Raw genomic sequence first — 18859 nt, forward strand, 5'->3', positions numbered from 1 at the left:
ATACCCGCCCCCGCGACAGCTCGCGACAGATCGTGCTGGCGGACCGGCCCAGAAGCCGCGCGATCTCCCGCTGGCTCGTGCCCCGGCGATGCTCCGCAAAGATCACCGCACGCTCGCATGCGTCCAGATGCCGCCCCCGCCTCTCCATCGCAACCCCCCTCCAAACCTCAGGTGTTGCGTTCCTTTCTAGAGGCTATGCTTTCTTAACAGTTCGCCCGGCAGGTTCGACCGCCGTCACGCAACCCGGCGTTCGACCGGGGCAAAGGTGCTGAGCTTCAGCCAGTGCTGCATCGCGCGGCGGATGGCGGGATCGCCCTCCAGCTGGACATGGCCTGCCCGGACCTCGGCGTCCAGCCGGGCAAGGCCCATCCAGATCGAGGTCATGGTGCGGAGCGAGCTTGTCACGAGGAGATCGATCTCGAAGCCGGGGTCGGTGTAGCAGAGGTCGACCCCGCCCGATTCGACGACCAGCCAGTAGTTGCGATGGGTCGTTGCCAGTTCGGGATACAGAAACTGTATCGTGCAGCGGCGCGGCGGAAGGGGGTCGGTCGAGAGGTTGCGGCGCATGTCCCACATCAGGAGCGTCGGGTCGAGGTTGCGGAGCGACAGGCGCGATTCCACCCAGCGCTGGCCCCAGTTGCCGATGCCGAGGATGATGGGGCGCAGGTCTTCGCCTGCCTCGGTCAGCTTGTATTCGGACGCGCCGGAGGGGGTGGGAACGCTGCGGATCACCCCGGCCAGTTCAAGTTCCTTCAGGCGCTTCGACAACAGCGTCGGCGACATGCGTGCGAGACCGCGGCGCAGGTCGTTGAAGCGGGTGGAGCCGCAGAGCATTTCGCGCAAGAGCACGATGGTCCAGCGCGAACAGAGGATCTCTGACGCCATGGAGACGGGGCAGAACTGGCCGTAACCGGATGACTCGGGCATGGCGCTTTCCTGATTGGAGACCCGATCCTACCACCGGCGCCCTGTGCGACCTAGTACAGATCGTGGACTGGCCGGAAACCGGCGATTTCGCGATCCTTGGGGCATTCATTGAAACGGAGTGAACCAATGAGTTTGACAGCAGAGAAACGGGCCGTGGAGACCGGGGATGCAGTGACGATTGCCGAGGGTTTGTCGGAAAGGATTGGGGCGGGCGCTGCCCGGGCGGATGCCGAGGATCGGTTTGTCGCCGAGAACTACGGGTTGCTGAAGGACGCGGGGCTGGTCGAGGCCGGGGTTCCGGCGGAACTGGGCGGCGGCGGCGCGGAGGTGCGCGAGCTTGCGGGCATGCTGCGCGTCCTGGGCCGGGCCTGCGGGTCGACGGCGCTGGCGTTTTCGATGCATACGCATCAGGTGGCGATCCCGGCCTGGCGCTGGCGGCACCAGAAGATTGCGGCGGTGGAACCGCTGCTGCGGCGGGTGGCGGCCGAGCGGATCGTGCTGCTGTCGAGCGGCGGGTCGGACTGGATTGCCGGGTCCGGCACGGCGGTGAGGGTCGAGGGCGGCTACCACGGCGGTGAGGGTCGAGGGCGGCTACAGGGTCAGCGGGCGCAAGGTCTTCACCTCGGGCGCCGAGGCGGGCGATCTGCTGATGACCGGCGCGGTGCTCGAGGAGGGCGGTGAACGCTTCGTGCTGCATTTCGGGGCGCCGATGAAGGCCAAGGAGGTGCGGGTGGAGGACACCTGGCATACGCTCGGGATGCGGGGCACCGGGTCGCATGACGTGGTGATCGACGGGCTGTTCGTGCCGGAGGCGGGCGTCGCCCTGAAGCGGAAGGCGGGGGAATGGCACCCGCTGTTCCAGATCATCGCGACGACGGCGTTTCCGCTGGTCTATGCGGCCTATCTGGGCGTGTCGGACCGGGCGCGGGAGATTGCGCTGGAGTTGGCGAAGAAGCGGGCGATGACGCCGGACCTGCGGTCGCTGGTCGGGCGGATGGAGACCGAGCTGCGGGGCGCCGAGATCGCGCATGGCGCGATGCTGGCGGCGGTGGACAGGAATGCTCCGTCAGCCGACAGCGTGAACGAGGTGATGATGGCGAAGACCCTGGTCGCGGATCACGCGATCCGGGCGGTGGAGCTGGCGATGGAACTGGCGGGCGGGGCGGGGTTCTATCGGGCCGCCGGGCTGGAACGCTGCTTCCGCGACATCCAGGGCGCGCGCTATCACCCGATGCAGAAGGGTGCGCAGGCGCAGTATGCGGGCGCGCTGGCGCTGGGCGAGCCGGTGGCGACTGTGTTCTGATCCGGCGCGTGGGGCATAGCCCGCCCGACCGCTGCCGTCAGGACTGGCTGCGCAGCAGAAGGGCGACGCCCGCAAGAAGGATCGCCAGCCCGAGCAGTTCGCGCGGGCTGGTGCGCTGGCCGAAGGCTATCCGGGCGAGGAGGAGGGCGAAGATCACCTCGACCAGCGCCAGCGTGCGGACATTGGCGGCCGTGGTCAGGGCAAAGCCGGTGAACCAGAAGGCCGAGGCGAGGGCGCCAAGGAAGCCTGCCGCCAGCGAGGGGCCGAAGGCGCGAAGGCTGCCGGTAAGGGCAGGGCGGTCGCGGAAGGCGAGCCAGAGGCCGAGCGCTGCGGTCTGGAGGGCGAGCGAGAGGGCAAGGATGGTGAGGGCGCGGATCAGGAACGTGCCCTCGGGGAGCGCGGTGATCGCGCCGCGAAAGCCGATGGCGGAGAGGCCGAAGCAGAGGCCCGCCGCAAGGCCGAGCGCGGCGGGGCCGAGGCCGGACAGCATGGCGCGGCCCTGGCCGGGTTTCAGGGTCATCACCAGCACTCCGCCGATGGAGACGGCGATGGCGCCGAGCATCGGCAGCGTCAGCGGCTCGTCCAGCACGGCCCAGCCGGTGAGGGCAACCAGGACGGGCTCGACCTTCAGCCAGGCGGTGACGATGCCGAAGCCCCGGTGGCGCATGGCTTGCAGCATGAGCGCGGTGGCGGTGATCTGCGCGGCGGCCCCGAGCGCGGTGAAGCCGAGGGCCCGGGGGGTGAGGGGGAGCGGCGGTGTGCCGCTTAGCCAGAGGGCGAGGCCGAGGAAGGCGCAGGCGAAGGGCAGGCCGAAGAGGAAGCGGACATTGGTCGCGCCCAGCGTGCCGAGCCGTTCGGTCAGCCCGCGCTGGGCGGCGTTGCGCCCGGTCTGGGCGAGGGCGGCGGCGAGGGTTACGGGGATCCAGAGGTGGTCCATGGGTCGGCTGCTGTCGGTGGCGGGATGTCCCGGGGGGGGGCGGGTCGACGGGCTTGATCCGCCCTGCGCGCGAAGACGGGGGGCGAGGGCGGGGAGGATCGCAATTGCCGCGCCTTGGCGGCGTGTCGCGCGCTGGCCGGTGGCTCAGCCCGGGCTGGCGATGGCGTCGGCCATCCGGCCCCGAAGGGCGGCGACCCGGGCCTCGGCGCCGACAAGCTGGATGCCGAAGACGGCGTTGAAATCGCTGACGTAGCCGCGGATCTGCTGGCGAATGCAGCTCTTGAACCGGTCCGGCACTAGGCCTGCCTTGCGGAATTCGTCCTCGGTCACGTCGGGGCGGCGGGCATAGGCCAGGAGATTGTCGAGGATCATGCCGCCGGACTGCGTCGGCTTGCCGGCTTCGCCATGGCGGTAGGACCTGACGACGACGGCCGCGCGCAGGGCCGCGCCAAAGCCGTTCCGGGCCAGCCGTTCGGCAATCAGGCAATTCTCGGCCGCGCGTTCAAGCACCGGCTTGTCGATCGAGGCGGCCCATTCGGCGGCCGTGTAGCGCCGGAACATCTGGTCGGGCGGCGCGGCGCGGACGACCTCAGGATCGGGGGCAAGCGGGTGGTCGTAGGCGCAGGTGCCGTCGGCCGCCCGCAGGATCTTCATTTGCAGTTCGGGCACATAGAAGGCCCAGGTACCGGCCTTGATCGCGTAGGACTTGCCGTCGATCACCGCGCTTTCCTTGGCGACGACGACCTCGTCGATGGTGACGACCGGAAGCTCGCCCACGGGTTTCGCCGTGATGAAGGTGACGCGCTTCTTGGCGTTTTCCTCGATCACCGCTTCTTGCACGACATCGAGGCCCACGCGGCGGAACATGGCGCGGACGTCCTGTTCCTCGTGCAGGTGGTAGATGCCTTTCTCGCGGATGCCGAGCCGGGTGCGGAGGTTCTTCCACGAGATGCGCAGGCGGGCGCGCAGCCGCTGGGCGGCGGACCAGTGCTGCGGAATGTAGGCGATCATCAGGAGATAGGTGCCCGCCCCGGTCTGGCGCATCTTGCGCAGGCAGATCTCGACGTCGGCGAGGGATATCCAGTTGAGGAAGTTGGTGGTGACGACCGTGTCGGCCTTGGGGAAGGGGGTGTCGTCGATCGCGCTGATCTGTTCGACGCGGGCCTCGACCCCGAGCGAACGGGCCTTTTCGGCGGCTATGGCCAGCATGTCGGCGGAGGCGTCGGTCAGCGTGACCTTCAGGTCAAGCTCCTTGTAGACGGGAAGCCAGCGCGCGGTGCCGGCGGCGACATCAAGGACGCTGCTGCGGGAGGGAATGCCGCGCAGGACGGGTTCGATCACCGAGGCTTCGCGCTTCCAGCGCGGCAGGCGGTTGCGGACCTCGTCATACCTGGAGGCGACAGAGCCGGTGTAGACGTCGTCGATTTTCTTGGCCATCGGCTCTCTCCAGTGGCGGATGTGCGACCGTCATTACAGGTGGGTCGTCGGGATGTCTATCGGAGGGCAGTTCGGCGGGTCAGGTGCCGCGGATCGTGTCGATCATCAGTTGGACGTTGTCGGGATGCGCCTCGGGGGTGATGCCGTGGCCGAGATTGAAGATGTGCGGCCCTTTGGAGAAGGCCTTCACCACATGCCGGGTGGCGGCGATCAGGGCCTGGCCGCCGGTGACCATGTGCTCGGGCGCGAGGTTGCCCTGGACGCAGCCGTCGATCTGGACGTTGGCGGCGGCCCATTCCGGGCTGACGGAATTGTCGATGGCGACGCAGTCGGCGCCGGTGCGGTGGGCAAAGCCGATATAGCCCTGGCCGGCCTCGCGCGGGAAGGCGATGACGGGCACGCCGGGGTGGCGGGCTTTCAGGGCGGCGATGATCCTGGCGGCGGGGGCTTCGGCGAAGTCGCGGAAGTCCTGGCCTTTCAGGCTTCCGGCCCAGCTGTCGAAGAGTTTCACCACCTCGGCCCCGGCCTCGATCTGGGCGGAGAGGTATTCGACGGTCGCCTCGGTGATGCGGTCGATCAGGGCCTGGAAGGTGGGGCGGTCGTGGGATTTGAGCGCATGGGCGGCGGCCTGGTCCTTCGAGCCGCGCCCGGCAATCATGTAGGTGGCGACGGTCCAGGGGGCACCGGCGAAACCGATGAGCGTTGTCTCGGTCGGGAGTTCCCGGGTCAGGATGCGGATGGTTTGGTAGATGGGCGCGAGGGTCTCGTGGATCGCTTCGGTGGGCTTGAGGTTGGCGACCTGGGCGGCGGTGTCGGTGGTTTCCATCCGGGGGCCTTCGCCGGTCTCGAACCAGAGTTTCGGGCCGAGCGCCTGGGGCAGGAGGAGGATGTCGGCGAAGAGGATGGCCGCGTCGAACCCGTAGCGGCGGATCGGTTGCAGGGTGACTTCCGCGGCGAGGTCGGGGGTGTAGCAGAGCGTGAGGAAATCGCCCGCCTTGGCGCGCGTCTCGCGGTATTCCGGCAGGTAGCGGCCGGCCTGGCGCATCATCCAGATCGGGGGGGTGGGCAGCACCTCGCCCTTGAGCGCGCGGAGGATGGTCTTGGTCATGGGTCTGCTTCCTGTCGGGTCGCCCTTGGGTCGGCTGACAGGCGGGGGATGTCAAGAGTTGTAAGCCTGGCCCGGCGGGGGTAAGCCATGCCCATGCGCGATGACCTGCCCACCCCCGCTGAACCTCTGAAGATCGGAACCCGTGGCTCGCCCCTGGCCCTGTGGCAGGCGCATGAGGTGCGGCGCTGCCTGATGGAGGCGTTCAGCCTGCCCGAGGCGGCGTTCGAGGTGGTGGTGATCAAGGTCACGGGCGACCAGGTCCAGGACAAGGCGCTGCGCGAGATCGGCGGCAAGGGGCTTTTCACCCGCGAGATCGAGGAGGCGCTCTTGGACCGGGGCATCGACATCGCGGTGCATTCGATGAAGGACATGCCGACCTTGCAGCCCGAGGGGCTGGTGCTGGACTGCTACCTGAAGCGGGCGGATGTGCGGGATGCCTTCGTGTCGCCGCGCCATGGGTCGATTGCCGAGCTGCCTTTGGGGGCCACGGTCGGGTCGTCGTCGTTGCGGCGGCGGGCGCAACTGGCGCTGCGGCGACCGGATCTGAAGCTGGTGGAGTTCCGCGGCAACGTGCAGACAAGGATGCGCAAGCTGGAGGAAGGGGTGGCGGAGGCGACGTTCCTTGCCATGGCGGGGCTGACGCGGCTGGGGATGGCGGATGTGGCGCGCGGCGCGATCGCGCCGGAGGAGATGCTGCCTGCGGTGGCGCAGGGGGCGATCGGGGTGGAGCGGCGGGCGGACGACGCAGGGGTGGCGGCAATGCTGGCCAGGGTCCATGATGCGGAAACCGGCTTGCGGCTGGCGGCGGAGCGGGCGTTCCTGCTACGGCTGGACGGATCGTGCCAGACGCCGATTGCCGGGCTTGCGGTGGTCGAGGGCGGGGAAGTCTGGCTGCGCGGGGAAATCCTGCGGCCGGACGGGTCGGCGTCGGTCAGCGGCGAGCGGCGAGGGCCGGTGGATCAGGGGGCGACGATCGGTCGCGTGCTGGCGGAGGAACTGCTGGAGCGCGCGGGCCCGGGGTTCTTCGGCTGAGGGCCGGGAGTGCGCGCTTGATCGATCCTGACCTGGAGACAGCGCTGCAGGCGGCATTGGCCGAACCACCCCGTCGGGTGCGGGCAGTCGTGCTGCCGGACGGTCGGCGGTTCTGGCTGAAGCGGGTGGAGCGGCTGTCGGGGCGGCTTCGGCTGCAGAAGGGCGATCCGGGGCGGGCCTTCGCGGCGGAACGCGAGGGGCTGCGGGCGCTGGCGGCGGCGGGGGTGCCGGTGGCGGGCGTCGCGGCGGAGGGGCCGGACTGGATGCTGATGCCGGATGCGGGGCCGGTTCTGACGGCGGTGGTGGCAGACACCGGTCGCGGCGAGGCGGAAAAGCTGCGGGCCTTTGCCGAGGCAGGGCAGGCACTGGGCCGTTTGCATCGGGCTGGGTTGGCGCATGGCCGCCCGGCGGTGCGTGATGTCTGCTGGGACGGGGCGGAGGCGCGGTTCATCGACCTGGAGCGGTTCCGGCGGGCGCGGCGGGCGGGGTTCTGGCAGGCGGCGGATGTGGTGATGTTCGCACAGACGGCGTTCACCGCCTGGCCCGGTGATCCGCGCTGGCTGGATGCGGCGCTGGATGCTTACGCGGTTTCGGCGCCGGAAGGGGCGATGGTGGCGGTGCGGCGGCTGGTCTGGTGGCTGACGCCGGTGGGGTGGCTGGCCGCGGGGCTGGCCCGGTCGCGGTCGGGGAGCCGGGAGCTGCGCGCGGCGGGGCTGACCCTGGGGCGGTTGCGGCGGTAGGGCGAGAGGTGGGCATTTTGCCCACCCTGCCCGTTTCTTGCGAGGGGGAGGCGCGTTGAAGGGCGCGCGACCCGGTCAGGCGTGGATCGCGCCGTCGCCGCAGGCGAGGGCGGCTTCGCGCACGGCTTCCGAATAGGTCGGGTGGGCGTGGCAGGTGAGCGCGAGGTCCTGGGCAGAGGCGCCGAATTCCATCGCGACGCAGACTTCGTGGATCAGGTCGCCCGCGCCGGGGCCGATGATGTGGCAGCCGAGGATGCGATCGGTTTCCTTGTCGGCGAGAAGCTTGACGAAGCCTTCGGCCTGGAAGATCGCCTTGGCCCGCGCGTTGCCCATGAAGGGGAACTTGCCGACCTTGTAGGCGCGGCCGTCTTCTTTCAGCTGTTCCTCGGTCTTGCCGACCGAGGCGACCTCGGGCGTGGTGTAGATCACGCCGGGGATGACGTTGTAGTTCACATGGCCGTGCTTGCCGGACAGGATCTCGGCCACCGCCATGCCTTCGTCTTCCGCCTTGTGGGCGAGCATCGGACCGGCGACGGCATCGCCGATGGCGTAGAGGCCGGGGATATTGGTCTGGAAGTGGTCGTCGGTCTTGATCGTGCCGCGGGGGCCGGTCTCGACGCCCAGGACTTCGAGGCCAAGTCCGCTGGTGTAGGGTTTGCGGCCGGTGGCGAGGAGGACGATGTCAGCGTCGAGGCTGGCCTCGCTGTCGTTCTTCTTCAGCTTCCAGGTGACGGTCGCGCCGGTCTTGCCCTTGGTGACGGACTGGACGGCGGCCCCGAGCACGAATTTCAGGCCCTGTTTCGACAGGATGCGCTGGAAGCTCTTGGCGACCTCGGCGTCCATGCCGGGGGTGATGGCGTCGAGATATTCGACCACGGTGACTTGCGTGCCGAGCCGGGCGTAGACCGAGCCCATCTCAAGCCCGATCACGCCCGCGCCGATGACGACCATCGACTTCGGAGGCTTGGCGAGAGTCAGGGCGCCGGTGGAGGTGACGATGGTTTCCTCATCGACCGTCACGCCGGGAAGGCTGGAGGCTTCGGAGCCGGTGGCGATGACGATGTTCTTGGCCGAGTGGACCTCGTCGCCGACCTTCACCTGGCCGGGGGCGGGAATGCTGGCCCAGCCTTTCAGCCATGTCACCTTGTTCTTCTTGAACAGGAACTCGATCCCCTTGGTGTTGCCGGTGACGACATCGGCCTTGTAGGCCTGCATCTTCGCCCAGTCGACGGTGGGAGGAGCGCCCATCAGGCCCATCTTCTCGAAGTTCTCGTGCGTCTCGTGCAGGAGGTGCGTGGCGTGGAGAAGCGCCTTCGAGGGGATGCAGCCGACGTTGAGGCAGGTGCCTCCGAGCGTCTCGCGCCCCTCGACACAGGCGACCTTCTGGCCAAGCTGGGCTGCGCGGATCGCGGCGACATAGCCGCCGGGGCCGGCGCCGATGATGATGGTGTCGAATTCTGCCATGGTCAGGTCCTTGGGTAGGGGTGATCCACGCCTAGAAAAGGGCGGCCAGGATCATCGTCAGGGTTGCGAGGAAGCCTATCCCCCAGATCGCCGAACGCCAAGGGCGCCAGCCGAAGGCATAGGCGGGTATGTAGAGCACGCGCGCGGCGAGATAGGTCCAGGCGGCGTATTGGGTGAGGGCGGTGGACTGGTTGCCGAGGGTCACGACGGTGACGGCAAGGGTGAAGAGGATCAGCCCCTCGAAATGGTTGTTCATCGCGCGTTGCAGCCGCCCGGTCAGGGCGGAGAGCGGCCGGGACGGCGGGGTGTCGCGCGGGCTGGAGGTGTAGCCGGTGCCAAGCTCCAGGTTCGCGGGAACGGCGAAGAGGTTCAGCTGCACGGCCTGCAGGAGCCCGGCGAGGGCGAGGGCGGTCAGTTCCGGGGTCATGCGGCGGCTCCCTTGGGACGGTGGGGTTGGGTCGGGCGCTGGGTCCGGGCTTCGGTGAACCAGTCGCGGCAGGCGGCCTCGGCTGCGCTGACGCCGGGCAGGGCGCGGAGGCGGGCGAGTTCCGCCGCGACCTCCGGCCAGCGGCGGAGGATCGAGCGGTCCTGCACCTCGTTGCGGTTGGCGTGGCGGTGCCATTTCGAGCCGAGGCGATACTTGTTCGACAGGGGCCCCATGCCGCCGCCGCGGTCGTGCTTCAGCAGGAAGACGTCGGTCGAGCGGATGGCGTAGTGATTGATCACAGCCCCGCCCCGGACCGCGATCTCGGCCGGAGCGTAGCGGGCGCGCGGGGGGCCGTGCAGCACGGCGGAGGACAGCGGTTCGCCCGCGCCGTTCACGGCAAGGGGCGTTTCGATCCGGGGCGCGGTGGGCATGTGGTCGCTTGCCGCCGCGAAGTCGCGGAAGCGGAACAGCGACTTGAACTTGACGGTGGCGGGGTCGATCGCTGCCTCGCAGGCGGTGAAGGCATTCAGCGTCTCGCCCGGCCAGTCGTTGTGACCGTTGTCGCCGAAGAGCCGCCAGGGCAGCGCGATCACATGGGCATCCTCGGCCCGGGCGACGAGCCCCCCCACCGGTGCCGCCCCGGGGGCGATGTTCAGGAATTCGTCGCTGTCGAGATGGGCCAGCCAGTTGGCGGGGCTGGGCTCCAGCTGCGCCATGACAAGGGACGTGCCGCGGATTTGCGGCGGAACGCCGGGGGTCATCGGGTTCGGCAGGTGGTCGACGGCGCCATGGGTGGCGAGAACGTCGAGCAGGTGGTCGGAGCCATCGTCGCAGTCGTTGGTGCATATGACAATGGGGCCGAAGCCGATCACCCGGTGGTAGGCCAGCCATTCCAGGATGTGGATGCCTTCGTTCCGCATGCAGGACATGAGCGCGATGGCGGTCACTGGAAGGCCCCGGGCAGTTTCAGCTCGAGGATCGTCAGGTTGAATTCGTAGTAGGTCTTCTGCCAGTCGGGGTGGGTGTCGCAAAGGCCCTTGACCTCGGCCCAGGGGGTGTCGTCGGCGGGCATCAGGACGGCGGGGTCGGCGGCGGTGGTGAAGGCGGCGATGGCGTCTTGCGGGACGGTGTGGGCTTGCAGGATGGCGGTTGCGGCGGCGGTGTCCTTCTGCCAGTTCGTCAGGATTTGCTGGTGCGTCAGCGGGTCGAGGGCGGAGCAGGTGAGGAAGACGCGGTGTTCCGCGATGGCCTGCGACAGGAGGATGTCGGCGGCGGGGGTGCCGGTGGGGATGACCTGGGCCGACAGCGGGGCGGCGAGGAGGAGGGCGAGGAGTGGTGCGCTGTAGCGCACCCTACGGGTGGGATGCGGGCGGCACTCTACCCCCGGCCCCTGCCCACGAGGGGGAGGGGAGGCGCTTGGCGCGGCGGTGTGGATGGGGCGGGTCATGCGGTTTCCAGGAATTCCGCCCGGTAGCCGCGACCGAAGGCGGCCTGCTTGTCGAGCCACGCTTGCGCGTTCTTGCGGTCGGCGACCTCGAAGAGGACGAGGACCGCGTTGCCGTCGCCTTTCCAGATTTGCAGGGTGTTGAGGCTGGCTGCGGCTATGTTCTCGGCTTCCGCGTCGAAGGCGGCTTTCCAGGCGGTGTAGTCGGGGGCGGAGGTCTGGATCAGGAGTTGGGTCATTTGTGGGCTCCTTGGGCGGGCGGGGTGCCCCCCACCCCCCGGCCCCTTCCCACGAGGGGGAGGGGAGGCGCTTTGCGGGCGGCGGTGGGGGTGGGGTGGGTCATGTGGGGTCCGGGGTGGGGGTGGCCGGCTGGAAGTAGTGTAGGGTGCGCTACAGCGCGTCGGCGGATGGTGCGCTATAGCGCACCCTACGAAATGGAGCCTCACTCTTCACGCGAGAACAGCCGTCTCAGATGAACAAGCAGATCTCCAACCGATAGAAGCAGCAGCAGGCCGAAGAACAGCAATGCAACCGAAACAAGAATGTGCAGTCCTATTCCCCACATGCTGCTCCAACCAAAGAGGTGCGCGATCCACAATGCGAGGACAGCGTTTGGGATCAGCAACCACAAGACTCTGGCCATCAAGGTAGACCTCGCGTTTGACGGTTTATCAGCGAAAACAGAGTTCTCGTTGTTTCACAAATCCATCAACAGCCGCCTCGGGTCCTCCAGCGCTTCCTTGACCCGCACCAGGAACGTCACCGCGCCCTTGCCGTCGACGATCCGGTGGTCGTAGCTCAGCGCGAGATACATCATCGGGCGGATGACGATCTGGCCGTTTACCACGACGGGGCGGTCCTGGATCTTGTGCATTCCCAGAATCCCGGACTGCGGAGGGTTCAGGATGGGCGACGACATCAGGCTGCCGTAGACGCCGCCGTTGGAGATGGTGAAGGAGCCGCCCTGCATCTCTGCCATCGACAGTTTGCCGTCGCGGGCGCGGAGGCCAAGCTCGGCGATCTTCTTCTCGATGGCGGCGAAGCTCATCTGGTCGGCGTCGCGCACCACGGGGACGACGAGGCCGGAGGGGGTGCCGACGGCGACGCCCATGTGGACGTAGTTCTTGTAGACCACGTCCTGGCCGTCGATCTCGGCGTTGACCTCGGGGACTTCCTTCAGCGCGTGGCAGCAGGCTTTGACGAAGAAGGACATGAAGCCGAGCTTGACGCCGTGCTTCTTCTCGAAGGCGTCCTTGTATTCGTTGCGCAAGGACATGATGCCGGACATGTCGACCTCGTTGTAGGTCGTCAGCATCGCGGCGGTGTTCTGCGCGTCCTTCAGGCGGCGGGCGATGGTCTGGCGCAGGCGCGTCATCTTCACCCGTTCCTCGCGCGCGGCATCATCCGCTGGCACCGGGGCGCGCGGGATGGCGGCGGGGGCGGGTGCGGGGGCAGCGGCAGCGGCGGCGGCACCTGCGGCACCGGCGACGGTGCGGGCGACGTCTTCCTTCATCACCCGACCGTCGCGGCCGGTGCCCTTGACCTCGTCGGCGGAAAGACCGGCCTCGGCCAGCGCCTTTTTCGCGGAGGGCGCGTTTTCCACGTCGGCGCGCGGGGTGACTTCCTCATGCCCCGCACCCGGCGAGCCGATGGCGGCGGCGGCCTTGATCTTCGGATCGGGCGTCACCGGAGCCGGGGCCTCGGCCTTCGGGGCCGCCGTCGCACCCTCGGTCACGATGGCGAGGCGGGCGTTGGCGGCGACGGTCGTGCCCTCCGGCGCCAGGATCTCGGCGAGGACGCCGGCGACGGGCGAGGGCACCTCGACCGAGACCTTGTCGGTTTCCAGTTCGCAGAGCATCTCGTCCTGCTTCACGGCATCGCCCGGTTTCTTGAACCAGGTCGATACGGTGGCCTCGGACACGGATTCGCCGAGGGCGGGCACCATTACATCAGTCATGTCTGTTCTCCGGTCTTCGGTCAGTTCAGGCCAAGGGCCTGGGCGACGAGTTGTTGCTGTTCGAATTTGTGGCGGGAGGCGAGGCCCGTGGCGGGCGAGGCGCTGGCCTTGCGGCCGGCGAAGCTCATCCGCGTGGGCTTGCCGCGCAGCTTGGTGAGGATCGCCTCAAGTTCGGGCTCGATGAAGGACCAGGCGCCCTGGTTCTTCGGTTCTTCCTGGCACCAGACGAATTCAGCCTTCGGGAAACGCCCGAGTTCCTGGGTGAGCGAGATGGACGGCACCGGGTAGAGCTGCTCGACGCGGAGGAGATAGGTGTCTTCCAGCCCCTGGGCGTCACGTTCGGCGAGGAGGTCGTAGTAGACCTTGCCCGAGCAGAGGACGACCCGCTTGATCTTGTCGTCGGGTTTCAGCTTCTGGGTCGAATTGCCTTTCTGCGCATCGTCCCAGAGGACGCGGTGGAAGGTCGAGCCATCGGTGAAGTCTTCCGCCCGGCTGATCGCCATCGGATGCCGCAGGAGCGACTTCGGCGTCATCAGGATCAGCGGCTTCCGGTAGGTCCGGTGCAACTGGCGGCGCAGGATGTGGAAGTAGTTGGCGGGCGTCGAACAGTTGGCCACGATCCAGTTATCTTCGGCGCTGAGTTGCAGGAACCGTTCCAGCCGGGCCGAGGAATGCTCCGGCCCCTGGCCCTCGTAGCCGTGCGGCAGAAGCATGACGAGGCCCGACATCCGCAGCCATTTCGATTCGCCCGAGTTGATGAACTGGTCGATCATGATCTGCGCGCCGTTGGCGAAATCGCCGAACTGGGCTTCCCAGAGCGTGAGCGCGTTCGGTTCCGACAGCGAATAGCCGTATTCGAAGCCAAGGACGGCATATTCCGAGAGCATCGAGTCGATGACCTCGTACCGCGCCTGGCCGGGGCGGATGTGGTTCAGCGGATAGTAGCGTTCCTCGGTCGTCTGGTCGACCCAGCCGGAATGCCGCTGCGAGAAGGTGCCGCGGGTGCAGTCCTGGCCCGAGAGGCGCACCGGGAAGCCTTCCAGCTCCAGCGATCCGAAGGCCAGAGCCTCGGCCGTCGCCCAGTCGAAGCCTTGACCTTTTGCAAACATTTCCCGCTTTGCGTCGAGCTGACGGCCCACCGTCTTGTGCAAATCGAACCCGTCGGGCACGCGGGTCAGGGCTGCTCCCACTTCGGCAAGGGTCTCGGCCTTGATCCAGGTCTCGCCGCGCTGGTAGTTGTTGAGGTCCTTGGTCACAAGGTTCTTCCAGCGGCCGTCCAGCCAGTCGGCCTTGTTCGGCAGGAAGGACTTGCCGGCCTCGAACTCCTCGTTCAGCCGGGCCTGGAAAGCCGCTTTCATCTGCTCGATCTCGCCTTCCGGGATCAGGCCGTCGGCGACGAGGCGGTCGGTGTAAAGTTGCAGCGTGGTCTTCTGCTTGCGGATGCGGTTGTACATCGCCGGGTTGGTGAACATCGGCTCGTCGCCTTCGTTGTGACCGAAGCGGCGGTAGCAGAAGATGTCGATGACCACGTCCTTGTGGAACTTCTGGCGGAACTCGGTCGCGACCTTGGCGGCATGGACCACGGCTTCCGGATCGTCGCCGTTGACGTGGAAGATCGGTGCCTCGACCATCAGGGCGATGTCGGTCGGATAGGGCGAGGAGCGGCTAAAGGCGGGCGCGGTGGTAAAACCGATCTGGTTGTTGACGATGATGTGGATGCAGCCGCCGGTGCGGTGGCCCTTGATGCCGGAAAGCTGAAGACATTCGGCGACCACGCCCTGACCGGCAAAGGCCGCGTCGCCGTGCAGAAGGATCGGCAGGCAGGCGGTGCGGTCGATGGCGTCGTTCATCTGGTCCTGCTTGGCGCGGACCTTGCCAAGGACGACGGGGTTCACGGCTTCAAGATGCGAGGGGTTGGCGGTCAGCGACAGGTGAACCTTGTTGCCGTCGAACTCACGGTCCGAGGAGGCGCCGAGGTGGTATTTCACGTCGCCCGAGCCATCCACGTCCTCGGGTTTGTAGGACCCGCCCTGGAATTCGTGGAAGATCGCCCGGTAGGGTTTCAGCATCACGTTGGCAAGAATGTTCAACCGCCCCCGGTGCGGCATGCCGATGATGATGTCCTTCACCCCAAGCGCTCCGCCGCGCTTGATGATCTGCTCCATCGCCGGGATCACCGATTCCGCGCCGTCGAGGCCGAAGCGCTTGGTGCCCATGTATTTGACATGGAGGAACTTCTCGTAGCCCTCTGCCTCGACCAGCTTGTTCAGGATTGCCTTGCGGCCCTCGCGCGTGAAGGCGATTTCCTTGCCATAGCCCTCGATCCGCTCCTTCAGCCAGGCCGCCTGTTCGGGGTCGGAGATGTGCATGTACTGGAGCGCAAAGGTGCCGCAATAGGTGCGCTTCACGATGTCGATGATCTCGCGCATCGAGGCATGGGTCAGCCCCAGCACGTTGTCGATGAAGATCGGCCGGTCCATATCCGACTCGGCAAAGCCGTAGGAGACAGGCTCCAACTCCGGGTGGTTGCCGCGTTCGGTCATGCCGAGGGGGTCGAGGTCGGCGGCGAGGTGGCCACGGATCCGGTAGGCCCGGATGATCATGAGCGCGCGGATCGAGTCGAGCACGGCGCGCTGGATCTGTTCCTGGCTGAGGGCGACGCCTGCCTCGGCGGCCTTGGCGGCGATTTTCTCGCCCGCGGCCCGGGCTTCTTTCGCCGGGGGCGGAGCGGCCCATTCGCCGGTCAGCGCGGCGGTCAGGTCGTCGGCCGGATGTGGAGGCCAGTCGGTGCGGGCCCAGCTCGGACCGGACGCGGCGCGCTTTGCGTCGACCTCGCTGTCGCCAAGGGCGCGGAAGAACTCGGCCCAGGCTGCGTCGACCGAGTTGGGATCGGTGGCGTAGCGGGCCTGAAGCTGGTCGACGTAATCGGCATTGGCCCCGTCGAGGAAAGAGGAAGAGTGGAACTGGGCGTTCGGGGATTGATCGGTCATTTGCCTGATCCCTTGTGGTTGTGCGGAGACGTGGAAGCGGTCGGCCCGGCAGATGGAAGAACCGGGGCCGGACGAACGGATGGCCAGTCAAGGACGCGCATCTGCTGCGCTTGATACCAATCGTCAAAGCCTGTGCGGCCGTGGCGGAAGATGGCCACGGTGGGCCAGAAGGCGGAAAGCGCGCCCAGGAACTGCGGGAAGGTGAAGCGGCGACTGAGCCCGTCCTTCAGAAGCTCGGCCACGAGGCGGCGACCGTAGCGCAGGTAATAGGCCGGGATGTCGCGTACCGGGCGGGCGCTTTTGCGCGCAACGAAGGAAGCGAGGTTCATCAGCCCGAGCGTGATGGCCTTGCGGCGTTCGATCCGGCCGGAGGCGGCTTCGAAATGGTGGACGCGAGCGGTCTCGCAGAGGACGTTCATGCCGTGCCGAGAGAAGCGGTAGGTGGCGTCCAGATCTTCCGCCGGACAGTAGGAAAGCAGCGCGCTGTCGAAGGGCTCGCGCCGCGCGATCTCGGCACGGACGGTCATGGCATAGCCGGGCAGGAGCGGCAGGCGAAGGAGACGGAGGGCGCCGACTGTCACCGTCCCGGGCTTCTCCAGCCGCCGGGGCGTGTCGTAGGCGATGAAGTGGCTGGCGGCGTTCATCATGAAGACATGGTCCCAGATCCAGCGCAAGGCGGGATGGTCGCGCGGGCCAGAGCGGATGGCGGCGGACCCGGTGACCTTCCGGTCGTCGTCGGCGACCCGGGCTGCACCGGGGAGGTCAGGGGTGTTGACCGCAGATGCGGCGGCAATCTTGTGGCCGGTGTCGCCGGCGTAGATCTTGAGGATCGCTTCGGCGCAGTCGGAGAACATCAGGGTGTCGTCGTCGAAGAGAAAGAGGACATCGCCCACCGCGCGCCGAATGGCAATGTTGCGTTGATGGGTCAGCGATCTGAGGGGGCTGGCGATGTAGTGGAGCGCGGGTCTGGGGCCTTCGTGGGCCGCGAAGATGGCCTCGATCCGGGCGCGGTGCCGGTCCACGTTGTCGCTGGCGTCGACGATGATGATTTCCTGGGACGGGCAGGTCTGGAGAAGCGACAGCCTTACCGCCTGCTCCAGGATGTCGATCCGGTTCAGCGTGGGGATGCAGTGCGACCAGGTGGGGAGAGTCATGGGGCGACCCTCAAGCAAGACAAGGGCGTGGGCCGCCATGAAGCGGACCGGGATGCCCGGTCCGGGACTTGCACGGACTTGGCAAGGCCGGTCCGCATGGCTTGCGTCGGCTTCATGCCGCACGACCGCGACGCAATTGCCACTGGTCCGATCAGGGAGGTGAAGGTCAGCTCTTGGTGCGTGCCTGTCATCGGATCACAACCAGAGCGAGGGGGCGTACCGCCGGGTCATCCGGCGGACGGAATTCTTCAGTCGCGAGGGCAGGTCGTTGTAATTCTTGTTGGAGTCCGCGCCCACCCCGATCATGACGGGTTGCACGGCGAAACGGGGCTCGATCGCGGCGCCAGCTTTCCAGGCGTCGAGGTAGACCGGAAACAGCGCCTCTTCCACGACGAAGACATGGTCCGGCGTTCCGACGATCTGCCGCTTGTCGAGGATATGCTTGCGGTAGCCTTCGGGGGTGAAGCCGATGATCCGGGTGTCGGCCCATTTGTCCGTGCCGAAGCCGCGCAGGGCGCGCGGCACGAGGCGCAGGTCGATGTAGAGCTGGAACGCAGGCGGGGCGGTGCGGATGAGGGCGGCGATGTTCTGGATGATCAGCCGCCCGGTGACCTTCCAGTACCGGGTGGTTTCCGGCTGGCCCTTGATGGCTTCCGCGTAGCCCTTGTCCATCAGGGTCAGCTCGGCATGGCCCTTGCCGTAGTCAGGCGGGCAGTCGGAGAGCGCCTGGATGAAGCGGGCCGGGATCTTGTCGGGGTTGTCGGTTTTCGCGATGGCTTCGAGGCTGGAGAGGTCGGCGTCGGAGTTTTCAAGGAAGAGGATGCCGTCCACGACACCTTTCCCGAGCCCGAGATAGAACCGCAGCGCCTGTTCGTAGTCGCGGCGGCGGACCCCGGGGTCACACCTGGCGGTGCTGAAGTTGTCCGCCATCGGTCGGATGGTGGCGGTCAGCAGGATGATGTTCTTCGGGCGGGTCATGGGGAGACCTCCCGCCTTCCTTGGAACCCCTGCTGCCCTCCGCCCCGTCGCATGATCAGCCCTTGATTGCCTTCAGCACCGCCTCGCCCAAGCCCGCCGGGCTGTCGGCCACCACGATCCCGGCGCGTTTCATCGCCTCGATCTTCGAGCCCGCGTCGCCCTTGCCGCCCGCGACGATGGCTCCGGCATGGCCCATGCGGCGGCCCGGGGGGGCGGTGCGGCCGGCGATGAAACCGGCGGTGGGTTTCCAGCGGCCCTTCTTCTTTTCATCGGCGAGGAACTGGGCGGCGTCTTCTTCGGCGGCCCCGCCGATCTCGCCGATCATGATGATCGACTGGGTCGCCGGGTCGGCGAGGAACATCTCCAGCACGTCGATATGTTCGGTGCCCTTGATCGGGTCGCCGCCGATGCCGACGGCGGTGGTCTGGCCGAGGCCGACATCGGTGGTCTGCTTCACGGCCTCATAGGTCAGCGTGCCGGAGCGGGAGACGACGCCGACCGAGCCCTTGGAGAAGATGGACCCCGGCATGATGCCGATCTTGCATTCGCCGGGGGTCAGGACGCCGGGGCAGTTCGGGCCGATGAGGCGGGACTTCGAGTTGATGAGCGCGCGCTTGACCTTCATCATGTCGAGGACCGGGATGCCCTCGGTGATGCAGACGATCAGCGGGATTTCGGCGTCGATGGCCTCAAGGATCGAGTCGGCGGCGAAGGGCGGCGGGACGTAGATTGCGGTCGCATCGGCGCCGGTCCTGACCACGGCCTCGTGGACGGAGTCGAAGACGGGGAGGCCGAGGTGTTCGGTCCCGCCCTTGCCGGGGGTCACGCCGCCGACCATCTGCGTGCCGTAGGCGATGGCCTGTTCGGAGTGGAAGGTGCCCTGCGAGCCGGTGAAGCCTTGGCAGATGACTTTCGTTGATTTGTTGACGAGGACGGACATGGGGCTTTCCTTGTGACGATC

20 protein-coding genes are annotated in these 18859 nt (G+C 67.5%); 4 read left to right on the plus strand and 16 right to left on the minus strand.

Annotated elements, in window-relative coordinates; translation table 11 throughout:
* Positions 1 to 148 (minus strand): helix-turn-helix domain-containing protein (locus JNL31_RS14180; RefSeq protein ID WP_294974586.1); only part of this gene is annotated, 148 nt, incomplete at its 3' end.
* Positions 149 to 234: 86 nt separating this feature from the next.
* A complete protein-coding gene (locus JNL31_RS14185; protein WP_294974428.1) occupies positions 235 to 927 on the minus strand; it encodes a helix-turn-helix domain-containing protein in 693 nt (230 codons plus the stop codon).
* Positions 928 to 1053: 126 nt separating this feature from the next.
* Here JNL31_RS14185 and JNL31_RS14190 point away from each other — a divergent pair, with 126 nt between their 5' ends.
* Complete coding sequence (locus JNL31_RS14190) at positions 1054 to 1608, plus strand: acyl-CoA dehydrogenase family protein (RefSeq protein ID WP_294974430.1); 555 nt, start codon at positions 1054 to 1056, stop codon at positions 1606 to 1608.
* Positions 1502 to 2230 carry an acyl-CoA dehydrogenase family protein gene (locus JNL31_RS14195; RefSeq protein ID WP_294974432.1) on the plus strand — a complete coding sequence of 243 codons (729 nt, stop codon included), beginning with the start codon at positions 1502 to 1504 and terminating at the stop codon, positions 2228 to 2230. Before JNL31_RS14190 ends, JNL31_RS14195 begins: the two co-directional genes overlap by 107 nt.
* Positions 2231 to 2267: 37 nt before the next feature.
* Here the strand turns inward: JNL31_RS14195 and JNL31_RS14200 are convergent, their stop codons facing one another.
* The 3 genes from JNL31_RS14200 to hemE all read right to left on the minus strand — a co-directional run bounded on the left by JNL31_RS14200 (position 2268) and on the right by hemE (position 5712).
* Positions 2268 to 3167 (minus strand): DMT family transporter, encoded by a 900-nt coding sequence (locus tag JNL31_RS14200; RefSeq protein WP_294974435.1) that lies wholly within the window; start codon positions 3165 to 3167, stop codon positions 2268 to 2270.
* A gap of 144 nt (positions 3168 to 3311) precedes the next feature.
* On the minus strand, positions 3312 to 4604 hold the full coding sequence (locus JNL31_RS14205; protein WP_294974438.1) for a class I SAM-dependent methyltransferase: 1293 nt from the start codon (positions 4602 to 4604) through the stop codon (positions 3312 to 3314).
* 79 nt (positions 4605 to 4683) lie between these two features.
* Positions 4684 to 5712, minus strand: coding sequence for a uroporphyrinogen decarboxylase (gene hemE, locus JNL31_RS14210; protein WP_294974440.1), 1029 nt, complete (start codon positions 5710 to 5712; stop codon positions 4684 to 4686).
* A gap of 93 nt (positions 5713 to 5805) precedes the next feature.
* On the opposite strand from hemE, the gene hemC reads away from it, so the two are divergent.
* Positions 5806 to 6744, plus strand: a complete 939-nt coding sequence (gene hemC, locus JNL31_RS14215; RefSeq protein WP_294974444.1) for a hydroxymethylbilane synthase — start codon at positions 5806 to 5808, stop codon at positions 6742 to 6744.
* 17 nt (positions 6745 to 6761) lie between these two features.
* The gene (locus JNL31_RS14220; RefSeq protein WP_294974447.1) at positions 6762 to 7484 is read left to right on the plus strand and encodes a serine/threonine protein phosphatase; all 723 of its coding nucleotides are present in this window, start codon (positions 6762 to 6764) and stop codon (positions 7482 to 7484) included.
* A 75-nt stretch (positions 7485 to 7559) separates the two neighbouring features.
* Here JNL31_RS14220 and lpdA read toward each other — a convergent pair whose 3' ends face one another.
* The 11 genes from lpdA to sucD form a co-directional block, all read right to left on the minus strand.
* Entirely contained in the window at positions 7560 to 8948 is a 1389-nt protein-coding gene (gene lpdA, locus JNL31_RS14225) for a dihydrolipoyl dehydrogenase (protein WP_294974450.1), read from the minus strand.
* Between the two features lie 31 nt (positions 8949 to 8979).
* Entirely contained in the window at positions 8980 to 9375 is a 396-nt protein-coding gene (locus JNL31_RS14230; RefSeq protein WP_294974452.1) for an MAPEG family protein, read from the minus strand.
* Entirely contained in the window at positions 9372 to 10322 is a 951-nt protein-coding gene (locus JNL31_RS14235; protein WP_294974455.1) for a glycosyltransferase family 2 protein, read from the minus strand. Before JNL31_RS14235 ends, JNL31_RS14230 begins: the two co-directional genes overlap by 4 nt.
* Positions 10319 to 10822, minus strand: coding sequence for a hypothetical protein (locus JNL31_RS14240; protein ID WP_294974458.1), 504 nt, complete (start codon positions 10820 to 10822; stop codon positions 10319 to 10321). The genes JNL31_RS14235 and JNL31_RS14240 overlap by 4 nt, the downstream gene beginning before the upstream one ends.
* The gene (locus JNL31_RS14245) at positions 10819 to 11058 is read right to left on the minus strand and encodes a hypothetical protein (protein WP_294974461.1); all 240 of its coding nucleotides are present in this window, start codon (positions 11056 to 11058) and stop codon (positions 10819 to 10821) included. Before JNL31_RS14245 ends, JNL31_RS14240 begins: the two co-directional genes overlap by 4 nt.
* A gap of 203 nt (positions 11059 to 11261) precedes the next feature.
* Positions 11262 to 11450: a hypothetical protein gene (locus JNL31_RS14250; protein ID WP_294974463.1), complete on the minus strand. Its 189-nt coding sequence runs from the start codon at positions 11448 to 11450 to the stop codon at positions 11262 to 11264.
* Positions 11451 to 11516: 66 nt separating this feature from the next.
* Positions 11517 to 12776, minus strand: coding sequence for a 2-oxoglutarate dehydrogenase complex dihydrolipoyllysine-residue succinyltransferase (gene odhB / locus JNL31_RS14255; protein WP_294974466.1), 1260 nt, complete (start codon positions 12774 to 12776; stop codon positions 11517 to 11519).
* A 20-nt stretch (positions 12777 to 12796) separates the two neighbouring features.
* Positions 12797 to 15766 carry a 2-oxoglutarate dehydrogenase E1 component gene (locus tag JNL31_RS14260; RefSeq protein ID WP_294974468.1) on the minus strand — a complete coding sequence of 990 codons (2970 nt, stop codon included), beginning with the start codon at positions 15764 to 15766 and terminating at the stop codon, positions 12797 to 12799.
* Positions 15763 to 16920, minus strand: a complete 1158-nt coding sequence (locus tag JNL31_RS14265) for a glycosyltransferase family 2 protein (protein WP_294974471.1) — start codon at positions 16918 to 16920, stop codon at positions 15763 to 15765. Before JNL31_RS14265 ends, JNL31_RS14260 begins: the two co-directional genes overlap by 4 nt.
* A gap of 195 nt (positions 16921 to 17115) precedes the next feature.
* Positions 17116 to 17898, minus strand: coding sequence for a hypothetical protein (locus JNL31_RS14270; protein WP_294974474.1), 783 nt, complete (start codon positions 17896 to 17898; stop codon positions 17116 to 17118).
* Between the two features lie 55 nt (positions 17899 to 17953).
* Positions 17954 to 18838, minus strand: coding sequence for a succinate--CoA ligase subunit alpha (gene sucD / locus JNL31_RS14275; RefSeq protein ID WP_294974476.1), 885 nt, complete (start codon positions 18836 to 18838; stop codon positions 17954 to 17956).
* Positions 18839 to 18859 lie beyond the last annotated feature (21 nt).

The sequence above is a fragment of the Tabrizicola sp. genome (assembly GCF_016792905.1).
Lineage (GTDB): Bacteria > Pseudomonadota > Alphaproteobacteria > Rhodobacterales > Rhodobacteraceae > Tabrizicola.